This window comes from Pseudomonas sp. P1.8, from assembly GCF_001269805.1.
Lineage (GTDB): Bacteria > Pseudomonadota > Gammaproteobacteria > Pseudomonadales > Pseudomonadaceae > Aquipseudomonas.
In genome coordinates this window covers 82541-97934 of the sequence record NZ_LHVM01000002.1, presented here as the reverse complement: position 1 = coordinate 97934, position 15394 = coordinate 82541, and the positions used below count along the sequence as shown (strand labels likewise).

The following is a 15394-nucleotide window of genomic DNA, read 5'->3' as shown; positions in this document are numbered from 1 at the left end:
ATAGCGTCCTTAAGATCGCTATCGCCAGCAAGCCGGCTCCTACAGGGTGGGGTTCAGCGCTCTGTCAATTCGATCACGCAACAGGCGCCGCGAATGGAAACCTCGAGAAGACCTATGTTACCAACATGCTGAAGGCAATCATGGCGACCCAGTTGCGAAGCACTGTTACCGACTTTCACTTCCAGCGTTTCGCTGATGCTGAACACCAACACGGTGCCCGCCGAACTGAAGAACCGTTGCTCCCCACTCAACCACTGCAACCGCGCGGCATAACGCTGCGGTGCATAGATGAGGTTGAAATCGCGGATCGGACCGCCGAGCAATGTGCAGGAAACCTTGCTCTCGCCGCTGAACGCAAACGGGTCCAGCGGTAACAGTGACCGAGTGTCCTGGCCATCCACCGTCAGGCTCATGCCGTCACCCTGTAAAACCGTGATCACTCGCTCGTAACCGGCGAAGGTGGAAAACCCGCCCGACTCTCCGATGTCGGCAATCGAGAGGCGCCAGCCAAAGCCATCCAGGCCAGTACCAGCGTCACGGGCAATTTCCTCAGTGCTGCCGCCGCCGTTTTTCCACGGCATACGCGGGTAGTCTTTGGCGCGTAGAACCTTCAACTCATTCATTTGTGGAACCGACCTTCAAGACGATGACGGGAACCAGGGTGGATCAAGCGAGCGGCGGTCACCGGCTGACGACCGGACCAGGTGCGGCGACGAATCAGCAGGCACGGCTCGCCTTTTTCAATCTGCAGCAATTTGCATTCGGACGGCTCGGCCAGAATCGCCTCGACCACGTGCTCGCCCTCGGTCAGCGGCGCGACCTGGTTGAGGTAGGCGTAAGGCGTTTGCAGGGTGAAGTCCTGCTTGAGGTAGTCCGGCGCCACCAGCGCATTGACGAAACGGTCTTCGATTTGCACCGGGATGTCGTTTTCGAAATGCACGATCAGCGAATGGAACACCTTCTGGCCTTCGCGCATGTCCAGCGCCAAAGCGCGCTCGGAGCCGGCGGCCTCTTCTTCGAGGGTGATGACCTTGCACGTGTGGCGATGGCCACGGGAGGCGATTTCGTCGGCGATGTTGTGCACTTCGAACAGGGCGGACTGGCTTTTCGGCTCGGCGACGAACGTGCCGACACCTTGCATGCGCACCAACAGGCCGTCGGCGGTCATCTCGCGCAAGGCGCGGTTGATGGTCATGCGGCTGAAGCCCAACTGGCTGACCAGTTCGCTTTCCGACGGAACGCGATAGTGCGGCGGCCAGTTACCACTGTCGATTTGCTGGGTGATCATCTGTTTGACGCGGGCGTACAAGGGCGCCGGACTGTCGCCCATGTTCGCGGCCAACGGAGAGACTGGAGGCGGAGTCGGCACGGTTAATCCTTGGTCGTTTAGTGAATGTCGCTAGCTTGCCGGAGTTTACCGAGCAGGCAAACGTCTGTATATGTATATACAAATAACACACGATGGGGTGCTGAACCATGTCCGCCTTCTTTGCCGAACGCGCGCTGCTGCCTAGTGGATGGGCCAACAATGTACGTCTTGAGGTCAACGCCGACGGCGTATTGACCCATATTCAGGCCGATTCCAACGCAGATGGCGCCGAACGGCTGAGCGGTCCGCTGCTGCCGGGCATGCCGAACCTGCACTCCCACGCCTTCCAGCGGGCCATGGCAGGACTGGCGGAAGTGGCGGGCAACCCGAACGACAGCTTCTGGACCTGGCGCGATTTGATGTATCGCCTCGTCGGAAAAATCAGCCCGGAGCAACTCGGCGTCATCGCCCGTCAGCTGTACATCGAAATGCTCAAGGCCGGTTACACCTCGGTGGCGGAGTTTCATTACGTCCATCACGACCGCAACGGTCAGCCTTACGCCGATCCGGCTGAACTGGCGCTGCGTATCAGCCAGGCTGCCAGCGCTGCCGGGATCGGCTTGACCCTGCTGCCGGTGCTTTACAGCCATTCCGGTTTCGGTGGCCAGACGCCGAACGAGGGTCAGCGTCGCTTTATCAACAGCACCGAAAACTACCTCACGCTGCAATCACGCTTGCAACCGATGCTGGCGCAGCAACCCGCGCAGTCCCTGGGATTGTGTTTCCACTCATTGCGCGCAGTTACGCCGCAACAAATCAGCGAAGTGCTGGCGGCCAGCGACCAGCAATGCCCGGTGCACATCCATATCGCCGAGCAGCAGAAAGAAGTCGAAGACTGCCTGACCTGGAGTGGCCGACGTCCGTTGCAATGGCTTTACGAAAATGTCGACGTTGATCAGCGCTGGTGTCTGGTCCACGCGACCCATGCCAACCCGGAAGAAATCACGCTGATGGCCAAGAGTCGCGCCATCGCCGGCCTGTGCCTGACCACCGAGGCCAACCTCGGCGACGGGATTTTCCCGGCAGTGGATTTCCTCGCTCAGGGCGGACGCATGGGCATCGGTTCCGACAGTCATGTGTCGCTGAGTGTGGTGGAAGAATTGCGCTGGCTGGAATACGGCCAGCGTCTGCGCGATCAGCGACGCAACCGTTTGTATGGCGCGGATCAGCCGATGGTCGGGCGCACGTTGTTTGATGCGGCGCTGGACGGTGGTGCCCAGGCGCTGGGGCAACCGATTGGTGCGCTGGAAGTCGGCAAGCGCGCCGACTGGCTGGTGCTGGACGGCAACGATCCGTACCTGGCGACAGCCAATGGCGACGGGATTTTGAATCGCTGGCTGTTTGCCGGTGGGGATCGCCAAGTGCGCGATGTGTTGGTGAATGGGCAGTGGGTGGTGCGTGACGGTCGGCATGCGGACGAAGAAGAAAGCAACCGCGCCTTCACTCAGGTCCTGCGCGATCTCCTGGGCTGAAACAAATCCCTGTAGGAGCTGGCTTGCCAGCGAAGGCGATCTGTCAGGCAACACATCGGTTGCGGTCTGATGGCCTCTTCGCTGACAAGCCAGCTCCTACAGGGGTATGTGTGGTCAGTTCGACGTTTTCGCCATCTGCGTATCCGATGCTCGCCAGATCAGCCGCGTAGTGTCGTAACCCTGCTGACGCGCCTTGCTCAGCAGCTCTTCACGCACCACACCGTTTACGGTTGGTGTGCGTGACAACAGCCACAAGTATTTGCGGCTCGGATCACCAACGATGGCGGTCTTGTAGTCATCGCTGACGTACAACACCCAGTATTCGCCCTTTGCCGTGCCCGGAATCAACCGGGAAAACCAGGTATCGAACTCGACCCACAATTTGTCGGTCTTGCCCGGTACCTGCGGATAAGCCGTGCCCTTGACCTCCTCCCATTGCCACTGCGGCGTCAGGCAGCGATTCAACACCGCGACGTTACCGTCAGGCTTGAGCGTGTAATGGGCTTCGGATTGCGCGCAATCGCGCTGGAAATACATCGGCAACCGAGCCAATTCGTACCAGGTGCCCTGGTAACGCTTGAGGTTGACGCTGTTGACGGTTTTGGGCGCCAACGGATCGTGGCCAGACGTGGCGCAGCCGGCCAACACCAGGCCGGCAAAAAGGATGATCAACAACCGCTTCATTATTTTTCTCCCGTGGGCAACTCGCCCCGGTTTACTTCAGGCCTTGGCCGGAAAACATCAGCACTTTGTCACCGGCATACTGCACGCTGATAAAGCTGTTCTTGTCACCCCAGGTGCAACTGGACATGCCGAGCGCGCCGGAACAATCGGCGGGTTTGCCCAACAGGGTTTCGACCTCGGCCTTGGTCATTCCTGACGAGAGCTTCGAATAGTTTTCCTGATTGACCTTGCTGCACGCAGCCAACAATACGCAAAAGGAAAGCAGGGCGATGGAACGCAGCGACATGGTGTAACTCCGGGGTGTAGGGGAATGGCATGACTGCCAAGCTGAACCTTAGAAGAGAAAACCCCTGTCTGGTTCCCTGACGACAGGGCTATTTATTGACCCGCTCGTCTGCCACTCGGCGAAAAAACAGGCAACCTTTTTTGTCTATCCGGTTTTTCGTCGATTTTCATCAAATCCGCCTAATCTTTGGCGCCGCACAGTCGACATAGGTGCAACGCAAACGCCACGCACGTGACGTTTGCCTCTCCTTTGTTGACCAGCCCCTCTGCGGTAGCTCATCCAATGACCCGAAACATGAAATTCAGCCACAAGATCTTGCTGGCTGCCGCCCTCGTGGTGGCCGTCGCATTCGCTTGTTTCATCCTGTTCAACGACTATCGCCAGCGCCAGACCCTGCGCAGCAACACCGAAGCCTCGATGCAGGAGCTCGGCAGCCTGACCACCAGCAACATCCAGACCTGGCTGGAAAGCCGCATGCAGTTGCTGCAATCGATGGCGCAACAGGTCAGTGCCGACGGCAATGCGACCGCCAGCCTGAAGCGCATCATCGACCTGCCCGCCTACACCGGTAATTTCCAGCTGAGTTACTTCGGCGGTGCCGAGGGCGTGATGTTCTCCGTCCCGGCCGGTAACCGCGCAGCGGACTATGACCCACGCGCCCGTGGCTGGTACAAGGCAGCGGACAGCGCGCAACAGACTATCGTCACCGAACCGTACATCGCAGCCTCGTCCGGCAAACTGGTGATCACCGTGGCAACCCCGGTGCAGCGTCAAGGCCAGATGATTGGCGTGGCCGGGGCCGACATCGACCTGTCCAGCGTCAGCGCGATCATCAATTCGCTGAATTTTGGCGGTCACGGTCATGCCTTCATCGTCGGCGCCGACGGCAAAATCCTGATTCACCCGGACAACAAACTGGTACTCAAGAACCTGAGCGAGGCCTATCCCAACGGCGCGCCGAGAGTCAGCCCGGGCATGAAAGAAGTCGAGATCGACGGCAAGCGCCAGTTCATCTCGTTCACCCACGTCAACGGCGTACCGTCGGCAGACTGGTACGTGGCGCTGGTGCTAGACCAGGACACCGCGTTCGCAATGCTCAGCGAGTTTCGCACCTCGGCGATCATTGCCATGGTGATCGCGGTGGTGATCATCATCGCGTTGCTGGGCATGCTGATCAGCCTGTTGATGCAACCGCTGCTGACCATGGGTCGCGCCATGCATGACATTGCTGAAGGCGAAGGTGACTTGACCAAACGTTTGATCATCCACGGCCATGACGAATTCGGCGCGCTGGGGCTGTCGTTCAATCGTTTCGTCGAACGTATTCACACCTCGATCAGCGAAGTGTCCTCGGCCACCGGCCAGGTCAACGAAGTCGCTCTGCGTGTTGTAGCAGCGTCCAACTCGTCGATGTTCAACTCCGACCAGCAAGCCACGCGCACCAGCAGCGTGGCCGCGGCAATCAACCAGCTCGGTGCCGCCGCCCAGGAAATCGCACAGAACGCCGCCCTTGCCTCGCAACATTCGAGCGACGCCCGCGCTCTGGCTGAAGACGGTCAACAGGTTGTGGATAAAACCATCGCCGCCATGCAACAGCTCTCGGCGAAGATCAGCGATTCGTGCGGCAATATCGAGACGCTCAACAGCAACACGGTCAACATCGGGCAGATCCTGGAAGTGATTACCAGTATCTCCCAGCAGACCAACCTGCTGGCACTCAACGCCGCCATCGAAGCCGCACGAGCCGGTGAAGCAGGTCGCGGTTTCGCAGTGGTTGCCGATGAAGTGCGCAACCTCGCCCACCGCACCCAGGACTCGGCGCAGCAAGTGCAGACGATGATCGAAGAGTTGCAAGTCGGCGCCCGGGCAGCGGTGAGCATCATGACCGACAGCCAGCGCCAGAGCGAAAGCAGCGTCGGCATCGCCAACCAGGCGGGTGAGCGACTGGGGAGCGTGACCCAGCGCATCGGTGAAATCGACGGTATGAACCAATCGGTTGCGACCGCGACAGAAGAGCAAACGGCGGTGGTGGAGTCGATCAACGTCGACATCACCGAGATCAACACGCTGAACCAGGAAGGTGTGGAAAACCTGCAGTCGACCTTGCGTGCGTGTGCCGATCTTGAACGGCAGGCGGCGCGGTTGAAGCAGTTGGTGGGTAGTTTCAGGATCTGAGGCGCTCTCGCGGGCCTCATCGCTGGCAAGCCAGCTCCTACAGGGATCTTTGTCGTACTGGAGATCTACTGTAGGAGCTGGCTTGCCAGCGATGGCGGCATCAACAACAGCGAAAAATCAGAACCGAGAGCCCGGCTTCGACAGAAACACGAGTTCCTGTGCAGTACTCTCCCTTCCCAACACCGCATTGCGATGGGGAAACCGTCCGAACTGCGCAATGATTTTCTGGTGCTTCTCGGCGTAATCCAGGTAGTCGGCAAACAGCGCCCGATCACCGTCAGGCTGCTGCGCCACCAACTCGATGTAACGCCAGACGCCTTCGTTCTGCACCGCGAGGTTTTCGCTGTGCTCGAACACCAGATAGATAAACACCCGTTGAATCGGCCGCAACTGCCGATCGAAATCCGCCGCAATGCCTTGGACTACAAGAGTCTGTGCCTGGGGATCGCCGGAAAATGCTTTGGGCGTGTCGCGAAAGATCATTCGTGGGAGTTGATCGAGTAACAGCACCAGCGCCAGCCAACCTTCGGGACATTGCATCCACTCGGTCAATCCGCCGGCCAGTGCCTGCTCGACCTGGTCCCCGAAACGCGTGCGCGCTTCGAGGTCCTGGCTGTCGCGCTTGCCGAACCACAACTTGCCCTGCTGCGCCGCCACTTCACCCGGTGTTTCGAAGTTTCCGAACCACCAGTCAAGCAACGGCTGCCAGGGCGCGTTCATGGTTTATTCCTTGTGGTAAGCCGTGACGCGGGCAACTTCTTCTTTCGAACCGAGGAACACCGCTACACGCTGGTGCAGGCCTTCGGGCTGGATGTCGAGGATGCGCTGGTGACCGTCGGTGGATGCGCCGCCCGCTTGTTCCACCAGGAACGACATCGGGTTGGCTTCGTACATCAGGCGCAGTTTGCCCGGCTTGGACGGCTCGCGGCTGTCACGTGGGTACATGAACAGACCGCCACGGGTCAGGATGCGGTGCACGTCGGCAACCATCGCCGCGACCCAGCGCATGTTGTAGTTCTTTTTCAACGGGCCTTCATCGCCTGCCAGCAACTCGCTGACGTAGCGCTGTACCGGCGCTTCCCAGTGACGCTGGTTGGACGCGTTGATGGCAAATTCCTGGGTCGCTTCAGGAATGGTGATGTTTTCATGGGTCAGTACGAAGCTGCCCATTTCACGGTCCAGGGTGAAGCCTTTCACGCCGTCGCCCAAGGTCAGGATCAACATGGTCTGTGGACCGTAGATCGCGTAACCGGCGGCCACTTGCTGGGTGCCTGGCTGCAGGAAGGCCTTTTCATTCAAAGGCTCGTTCTGGCTCAGGTATTCGTTCGGGCAACGCAGTACCGAGAAGATCGTGCCGACCGGGGCGTTGATGTCGATGTTCGACGAACCGTCCAGTGGGTCGAATACCAGCAGGTAGGCGCCTTTCGGGTATTTGCCCGGGATCTGGTAGGCATTGTCCATTTCTTCGGACGCCATGCCGGCCAGGTGACCGCCCCATTCGTTGGCTTCGAGCAGGATCTCGTTGGAGATCACGTCGAGCTTCTTCTGCACTTCGCCCTGGACGTTTTCAGTGCCCATGCTGCCCAGAACGCCACCGAGGGCGCCTTTGGACACGGCGTGGTTGATCTCCTTGCAGGCACGCGCCACCACTTCGATCAGGAAGCGCAGATCGGCAGGAGTGTTGTTGCTACGGGTCTGCTCAATCAAATAGCGACTCAAGGTAACGCGGGACATGGAAGGCTCCGGTGGAATGGGGGGGCTAAAAACCCGCGCAGTTTAACGCGAGTCGGGGCGCATTTCCTCCTATCAGACGTGATCGGCCAAAGAGAGTTCATGCGCGGGGTTGAGCGTAGATGGAAATGGGCTGGATGTGAGCTTGCGAACAGAGGTCATTTCGGCATTTTTATTGACTGGACGACCGCTATCGCGAGCAGGCTCGCACAGGGGTACGCATTCCAACTGTAGGAGCGAGCCTGCTCGCGATTGGGTGCGCAGCACCCACCATCAGGATTTTTCTGATGGTCTGCGCAGCAGGCTGAACGCCATCGCCGCCAAAAACAACACACTGAGCAACAACACCGCCCACAAGCCGAACTTCTTCCAGTTGGTCTCGATCGGCGCAGACGCGGCGCTTGTAGACGGCTGCGTCACCACCGCCCCGACATCCACCCTGGCCCGGCCCAAAGTCGCGAGCTTCGCCGGACTGTAATCCGGGATCAGCGTCGACAGCGGCAAGTTCGCCGCCTTCGCCGTCGTATTGCCCACGGCCAGCGTGTAAGGCCCCGGCCCACGCGCCAGAAACACCAGTCGCGTAGCACGCACGGCAAACTTCAGCGCCGGCACCTGATCACCCAGGCCACCACCGCGTTCGTCCACGTTCAGTTTCAATTGCTGGACGATTTGCCCCGACAACTGCAGTTCGTTTTGCACTACGTCCTGACCATTCTGGGTCAGGCGATAGAGCAATCCGTTGCTCAACGACTGCCATGGCAGGCTGCTGTCGCGCCGCCCGGCCAGACTCACTGGCGCAAGGCTGTTGGGCTGGCTCAACTCGACCTGCACCCGCTCGACACTCAGCCCCATCGGCAACTGCCAGGTGTACTCACCTGTCTTCACGCTGCTGCCGGCCAATGCCTGGGACCAGACCAACGGCAGCGGCAGGTTTCGAGTACTGGCGCTCTGCAGTTGTGCCGAAGTCAGTGTCGGTGCCGAATGCGGCGTGATCCACAGCAACCGCAGGTAACGCGCCGACTGGCCCGGCAGGTTGACTTCATGCTGCTCGACCCGCTCGTCGGAAAAGGTCAGACGCGCCACCTGCCCTTCACCCCAGGACTGCCAATGCTGCAAATCATCGCTGGCTTCGACGGTGAAACGCTGGAAGCCGTCGCGCTCGCTGGTCCAGTCGAGAACCAGCTGCTGCAACGGCGCCTTGATAGCGGAAGCGTCGAGCAACCAGCCGCGCAACTCCTCCTCACCCGCCTCCAGCTGACTGGAGGGCTGCACCTGGACCAATGTGCCGTTGCTGCTCGATTGCACCCGCACGCTCGGCGCGGTTTCAGTGGCGTCCATGGAGTTGTACAACGGAAACCATTTCACCTCGGTCAAGGTGCGCGTTTCATTGCTCCGCGCCGACTCCCTGGCCAAGGCATAAGCCTGAACATCGCCCACGGCATTGAACACACGCACGTCGCTCAGGTCGGCCTGCCGTGCACTCAGTTGTACGTTCAGGGGCAGTTCAAGGCGATACCAAGGACCGTCGCCCGTCACCGACAAAGGCACTTGGGTGGTGAAGTCCGCCGGTTTTTCCTGGGCAACCGCCGACAACATCACACCCATGGCAACAACACCCAGCCAACCCAGGTTCAGCTTCTGCCTCAAGACGACACTCCTTCGCCATCCGTGACCGGTTTCTCGATATCCGGCACAGGTTCGGCACGCTTGGGCGGCAGCGGGGCGAAATAGCCCACCACCAGCAGCAACACGCCGACACCGATAAACGACACGATCCGCGCCAGCCCGCCGCGATTACTCAATTCGACAAAGAACAGCTTGGTCACGACCACGCCGATCAAGGCCGCGCCGATCAACCAGACTTCGCGGCGACGGCGCAAATGGCCGCCGATCATCAGGCTCAGGGCCATCAAGGTCCAGACGATGGACAGACCGGCTTGTACACGCATCGACGCCAACAACAGATCCAGCTCGAACGGCACCCCACTCCAATGGTGCGCCGTACGCATTACCAAAGCGGTAAAGAACACGAACAGCGAGGCGCCTACGGCCCCTTGAGTGGCGATGACGGCGTAATCCTCGCGAACCGCCAATTGTGTCATGGCGCTGCGGGACCAGACATAGATGCCAAACAACGCGAACAACAGGCCCAGCTCCAGCGGGTTGATCAATGGCAAGTAGGGCAGTGGGTCGGCGTTGCCGTCACTGGCGACATTCGCCAACCAGAACCAGCCGAGCATCATCAACGCCAGCGGTGCGGCGGCGTATATACGGTATTCACGCGGATACGCCGACACCGGCCAAGGCCAAGCGCGAGGTGCCGCCATCAGTACCAGATACAGACTTGGCAGAATTGCCCAACCCAACCAGCGCCAGGCGTTGTATTGCTCGGACAACACCAGCAAGCCGTAACGCAGCTCCAGAGCCAGTACACCCATCAAGAGCCAACAACCGAGCACATGGGCGACGCTCGCCACGCGTGCTGGCAGCATTGGCGCCAGGCGGTGCAGGGACATGAAATGCACGACGAACACGGCGGCCCAAGCCAGCCAGCCAAAGTTGGCCGCCGGGTGATAACGCGAGTGCCAGGCCGCGAGCAGTACCAGCGCCGCCGCGGGAATCAACACCGTGCCGAGTCCCCCCAGTGACGGCCATTTCAGACGCAGCGCCAATACTGTCCACAACGCCACACTCACGGCAGCGATGCCCAATAACAAAGTCGCCCACATCGGCAACGGCGCAAAATGCACCACTTCGATGATCCAGGCCAACGCCCACCAGCCTGCGCCCCACACCAACAGCGCCTGGGACAGGCGCAACAGGTTTAGCCCCTCCAACGCCGCGAGCGAATGACCAATCTGCAAACGCCAGGCTCCGGCCATCGCCGCCAGCCCCAGCACCAGTGGCGCCCAGAATCCAGCGTGAGCCAAGGGATTCAGCCCTTCACTGAACAGCGGCCGCGTCGCCAGGAAAAACGCGCCACCCAACAGCTGAACAGCGAGCGCGGTGAACACGAACGAGCGCGATGACAGGCGCAGGCCAACCAACAAGGTCAGCGCCCCGGACAGGGCCCAACTGATCACCGTGCCATGACTGAAGAAAAACAACGGCGCCAGCAAATAGAGAAACGCCAGCCCGAGGCACGCCAGGACTGGCAGGCCTTTCAGTTCCCAAGGCCTGATCTGTTCCGGCAGGGCCTTACGCAACTGGTAGAAGCTGAACAGCAACGCGACGCCCAGTAACAGCGCGCCTAGCGGAACGCCGCCGAGCAGGCTGCTCTCGCTGTCGTGCAGTTCGCTGAGAAACACCAGCGCCGAACCCAGTTGCAGGAGCAAGGCAAAGGCTCGGGCCACGGGCCTTTGCTGGCGCAGGCCGAGCCAGAAGATCCCCGCGCCCTCTACCGCCCACGCCGCTGTCGTCCAGCGTGCATCGAGCCCCAGCGGAATCGCCAGGCTGGCAAAGATCACGCCCAAGGCCAGGCAGGTTTCCCCCAGCAACAGCGTGCGCCCGGCCATCAGCCAACGGGCCAGCCCCATGTAAATCATGCCCAGCGCCAAGGCACTGAATGCCGCCGCGAACTCCAGATGCTGCACCAGTGCGAACTGCAAGCCGAAACCCACCAGCGGCGGACCGAACAGCAGCGTGCCGTCGACGTAGTTGCCCTTGCGCGCTGACCATTGCAGCAGCGACTGGCGACTGCCCTCTGCCGGTGCATCGCTCATTTCCAGCAGCCTGCGGCGGGCGAACAGCAGACCAATGGCCAGGTACATCAGGAAAAACAAAATCAGAAACGGCTCGGTGCTCCACAACTGCTCCGGCGAGTAAGTGCGCAGGCCCCAGGCGAAACCGATGCCGAAGGTGCCGCTGAACCCGATGGCATTCAACAGCCGCCAGGCCTTGAACCAGGCGATGGCGAAGATGCCTGCATTGAGCAGGGCAAAGTAGCTGAACAGCGCGACGTGGCTGCCGGCGCCAGTGGAGGCCAGGAGTGGTGCGGCGAAACCACCCAGTGCGGCAGCGGCGGCCAGCCCCAGGGAGTCCTGGGTAATGGCGAGAATCGCCGAACAGACCGTCACCGCCACCAGCAAGCCAAACCCCGCCGAGGGGTCGAGCAGTGGATGCAGACGCATCCCGGCAAACACCGTCAGGTACAGTACGGCGATCCCGGCGCCTTGCAGGATCAACGCATAACCGTTGTTGCGCGCTCGCAACCACCAACCCAACCCGAGCAACCCCAAGGCTGCCGCCGCAACGCCTGCGTACCGCAACTCAACCGGGACCACCACGCCTTCGGTCGCATAGCGCAGCAGAAAGGCCAGACCGAGGAACAGCAGCACCACGCCGACCCGCAACACGGTATTGCCGCCGAACAACCAGGCCCGGGCGCCGCTGATGGCTCGGTCGATGAAGTTCGGGCCGCGCGGGGGGACAGGTGGTTGTGTCTGACGGGCGAGCGTCTCGGCCTTCCAGGCATCGGCGGGCTGCGCACGATTGGTTTCGGTGGCCGCTGCGGCGATCGGCTCGAGTTCGGGTGGCAGCTCCCAGAGCAACTCCGTGGCTGCGGCAGATGCTTCATCGAGGATGGCTTCAGGTGAGACAAGGGGTTCGCGGATTTCCGGCACCTTGACGCCCGATGCTTCGAGCAGCGCCAGCCTTTGCTCGACCGCCTGCAGCGCTACCTGCGCCTGCTCCAGCAAACGTTGCTGCTCGACGGCCTGCGAGTCCATTCGAGCCATGCGCAGGGCCTGGCCGATACCCAATCCGAGTAACGCGCCCAACAGTGCATCGCTGAATGACTCGTCAAGTATCCAGCCGAGCACCAGCCCTGTCAGCATGAACATCCATTGCATGGTCGATATCCCTAAGCGCATTGGCCAATCCGGAAAGATTAGCTCAGCCGTATCCATAAAGATCGCAGCCTTCGGCAGCTCCTGCATAGTCGCGGTATGACGCGATCCTGTAGGAGCTGCCGAAGGCTGTGATCTTTTTCGGCGCGCCAGTATATCCGCCTGTCTGAAGACTTACTCCAGCGCCTTCCAGATTTCCGTGGCGTACTCGCGAATGGTCCGGTCCGATGAGAACCAGCCCATCCGCGATGTATTTAGCACCGCAGAGCGCCACCACTCCTTCGAATCGTGCCAATGAGCCTCGACGCGCATCTGGGCGTTCCAGTACGAGTCGAAATCGGCGCAGACCAGGAAGCGGTCGTGATCCACCAGCGAATCGATCAACCCGGTGTAACGGGACGGATCATCGGGTGAAAACACCCCACTGCGAATCGCTTGCAGTACATCGCCCAAACGGTGGGACGCGGCAATGTCCGACGCGGCGTTGAACTCATGGTTCTGCTTGCGCGCCTCCACCTGCTGCGCACTGAGGCCAAAGATGAACATGTGCTCGGCGCCGATGCGGTCGCACATTTCCACGTTGGCGCCGTCCAGGGTGCCGATGGTCAGCGCACCGTTGAGTCCGAATTTCATGTTACTGGTGCCTGAGGCTTCAAAGCCTGCGGTGGAAATCTGCTCGGACAAATCCGCCGCCGGGATGATGCTCTCCGCCAGACTGACGTTGTAGTTGGGCAGAAACACCACTTTGAGCAAGCCGCGAACCGTTGGGTCGTTATTGACCACCCGGGCGATGTCGTTGGTCAGTTTGATGATCAACTTGGCCTGGTGATAACTGGCTGCAGCCTTACCCGCAAAGATCTTCACCCGAGGCACCCAGTCGATTTCCGGCTCGGCACGGATCGCCTGGTACAAGGCCACGGTGTGCAACAGGTTGAGCAGCTGCCGCTTGTACTCGTGGATCCGCTTGACCTGCACGTCGAACATCGCCGCTGGATTGATCGCCACACCCAGCCGCTCATGGATCAGATACGCCAGGGCTTTCTTGCTATGCAGCCGTTGCTCGGCGAAGGCCTTGCGGAACGCGGATTTCTCGGCAAACGGTTCAAGGGCGAGCAAACGGTCTTCCGGGTTATCCAGTACTTCAGGCCCGAGGGCATCAACCAGCATCGACGTCAGTTCGGCGTTGGCCTGATACAGCCAGCGGCGGAAGGTGATGCCGTTGGTCTTGTTGTTGATCCGATCCGGATAGAGCTTGTGCAGTTCGGAGAACACCGTCTGGCGCATCAGTTGCGTGTGCAGCCCGGACACGCCGTTGATGCTGTGGGATCCGAGAAACGCCAGGTTGCCCATACGGACCCGGCGACCGTTGTCCTCCTCGATCAGCGATACCGCGCGCAACACGTCGAAGTCGTGGATGCCTTTGGCGCGCAGGGAGTCGATGTGCTGGGCGTTGATCAGGTAGATGATCTGCATGTGCCGCGGCAGCATGCGTTCCATCAGGCCGACCGGCCAGGTTTCCAGCGCTTCAGGCAGCAACGTGTGGTTGGTGTAGGACAGCGTATCGACAGTGACCTGCCACGCCGCGTCCCACGCGACGTCGTACACGTCGACCAGTTGCCGCATCAGTTCGGCCACGGCAATCGAGGGGTGTGTGTCGTTGAGCTGGATCGCCGCGTGGTCGCCCAGGGTCAGTACCGAGGTGTGCATGTTGCGATGACGGCGCAGCAGATCCTGCAAGGAGGCGGCGACAAAGAAGTATTCCTGACGCAGACGCAGTTCCTGACCGGCCTCGGTGCTGTCCGCCGGGTAGAGCACGCGGGAGATACTTTCGGCCCGGGCCACTTCGGCCACGGCGCCCAGGTGGTCGCCGGCGTTGAAGCGTTCCAGATGCAGATCTTCCATGGCCCGGGCGCGCCACAGCCGCAAGGTGTTGACGCTCGCCCCGCGCCAGCCCACCACCGGCGTGTCGTAAGCGATGGCTCGCACGGTCTCTGCCGGATGCCAGACTTGCCTGGACTTGCCGGCGTCGTCGGTCACGGTCTGCACACTGCCGCCGAAACCGATGGTGTAGACAACTTCCGGCCGCTCGAACTCCCACGGGTTGCCGAAATCCAGCCAGTGCTCGGTTTGTTCCTGCTGCCAGCCGTCGACGATGGCCTGACGGAACAAGCCGTGCTCGTAACGAATGCCGTAACCGTGACCAGCGATGCCGAGCGTCGACATGCTTTCCATGAAACACGCCGCCAATCGCCCGAGACCACCGTTGCCCAGGGCCGCGTCGGGTTCCAGCAAGCGGATGCGTTCAAGATCGACACCGAGCTCGGTCAGCGCCTCGCGGGCGACGTCAAGCAGGCCGAGGTTGCTCAAGCTGTCGTAGAGCAGCCGGCCGATGAGGAACTCAAGGGAGAGGTAATAAACGCGCTTCTGACCTTTGCGGTAGATCTGTCGCGTATGGTCCATCCAGTGCTCGACCATGTGATCACGTGCGGCAAGGGCAATGGCTTCGAACCAGTCATGGTCAAAGGCGTGATCCGGGTCTTTGCCCACCGCGTAGGTGAGTTTCGTCAAGACGGCGTCGCGGAATGCGGCCACCTCTGCTTCGCGAACAAGTGGTTCTTGAGTCATCGATAAGACCTCGAGCGAGCTTGGGTTGTCTGAGCCTAGACGGTCTGACAGGCGGTAGAGGCTCTGGTTCGGCAGTTTTTCGAGTGAGTGTGAGCCAGGTCGACATTAGGTTGTCGTGTGCCTGAATGAATGCAGGGGCCGTGCCGAATTTTGATCCTCTTGAACCGAGCGTGAAAAAAACTGGCGAAAGGTTGTTCAAAAATCC

At 60.6% G+C, this 15394-nt stretch carries 11 protein-coding genes and 1 pseudogene; 3 read left to right on the top strand and 9 right to left on the bottom strand.

The annotated features are described in order from the left end of the window. Nucleotides 1–53: 53 nt before the first annotated feature. Together AD668_RS00835 and hutC are read right to left on the bottom strand one after the other, a co-directional pair. Nucleotides 54–623 carry a HutD family protein gene (locus AD668_RS00835; protein ID WP_053153240.1) on the bottom strand — a complete coding sequence of 190 codons (570 nt, stop codon included), beginning with the start codon at nt 621–623 and terminating at the stop codon, nt 54–56. Next, nucleotides 620–1330, bottom strand: a complete 711-nt coding sequence (gene hutC, locus AD668_RS00830) for a histidine utilization repressor (protein WP_162135916.1) — start codon at nt 1328–1330, stop codon at nt 620–622. The genes AD668_RS00835 and hutC overlap by 4 nt, the downstream gene beginning before the upstream one ends. 146 nt (nt 1331–1476) lie before the next feature. On the opposite strand from hutC, the gene AD668_RS00825 reads away from it, so the two are divergent. Further along, nucleotides 1477–2841, top strand: a complete 1365-nt coding sequence (locus AD668_RS00825) for a formimidoylglutamate deiminase (RefSeq protein ID WP_053153237.1) — start codon at nt 1477–1479, stop codon at nt 2839–2841. Nucleotides 2842–2955: 114 nt separating this feature from the next. Here AD668_RS00825 and AD668_RS00820 read toward each other — a convergent pair whose 3' ends face one another. Together AD668_RS00820 and AD668_RS00815 are read right to left on the bottom strand one after the other, a co-directional pair. Then, the gene (locus tag AD668_RS00820) at nt 2956–3525 is read right to left on the bottom strand and encodes a lipocalin family protein (protein WP_053153234.1); all 570 of its coding nucleotides are present in this window, start codon (nt 3523–3525) and stop codon (nt 2956–2958) included. A 31-nt stretch (nt 3526–3556) separates the two neighbouring features. Continuing rightward, on the bottom strand, nt 3557–3811 hold the full coding sequence (locus tag AD668_RS00815) for an outer membrane protein assembly factor BamE (RefSeq protein ID WP_053153231.1): 255 nt from the start codon (nt 3809–3811) through the stop codon (nt 3557–3559). 282 nt (nt 3812–4093) lie between these two features. Between AD668_RS00815 and AD668_RS30225 the strand changes: the two are divergent. Then, nucleotides 4094–5128: pseudogene (locus tag AD668_RS30225) on the top strand (cache domain-containing protein); the annotation flags it as partial. Nucleotides 5129–5221: 93 nt separating this feature from the next. Continuing rightward, on the top strand, nt 5222–5986 hold the full coding sequence (locus AD668_RS30220; RefSeq protein WP_371259744.1) for a methyl-accepting chemotaxis protein: 765 nt from the start codon (nt 5222–5224) through the stop codon (nt 5984–5986). A gap of 117 nt (nt 5987–6103) precedes the next feature. Here AD668_RS30220 and AD668_RS00805 read toward each other — a convergent pair whose 3' ends face one another. The 5 genes from AD668_RS00805 to AD668_RS00785 form a co-directional block, all read right to left on the bottom strand. Further along, nucleotides 6104–6706: a DUF924 family protein gene (locus tag AD668_RS00805; protein WP_053153224.1), complete on the bottom strand. Its 603-nt coding sequence runs from the start codon at nt 6704–6706 to the stop codon at nt 6104–6106. Nucleotides 6707–6709: 3 nt separating this feature from the next. Further along, nucleotides 6710–7720: a class 1 fructose-bisphosphatase gene (locus AD668_RS00800; RefSeq protein ID WP_007975526.1), complete on the bottom strand. Its 1011-nt coding sequence runs from the start codon at nt 7718–7720 to the stop codon at nt 6710–6712. Between the two features lie 270 nt (nt 7721–7990). Continuing rightward, nucleotides 7991–9364 (bottom strand): DUF3999 domain-containing protein, encoded by a 1374-nt coding sequence (locus tag AD668_RS00795; RefSeq protein ID WP_053153220.1) that lies wholly within the window; start codon nt 9362–9364, stop codon nt 7991–7993. Next, entirely contained in the window at nt 9361–12567 is a 3207-nt protein-coding gene (locus AD668_RS00790) for a DUF2339 domain-containing protein (protein ID WP_053153217.1), read from the bottom strand. The genes AD668_RS00795 and AD668_RS00790 overlap by 4 nt, the downstream gene beginning before the upstream one ends. 171 nt (nt 12568–12738) lie before the next feature. Next, nucleotides 12739–15189, bottom strand: coding sequence for a glycogen/starch/alpha-glucan phosphorylase (locus AD668_RS00785; RefSeq protein WP_053153215.1), 2451 nt, complete (start codon nt 15187–15189; stop codon nt 12739–12741). Nucleotides 15190–15394 lie beyond the last annotated feature (205 nt).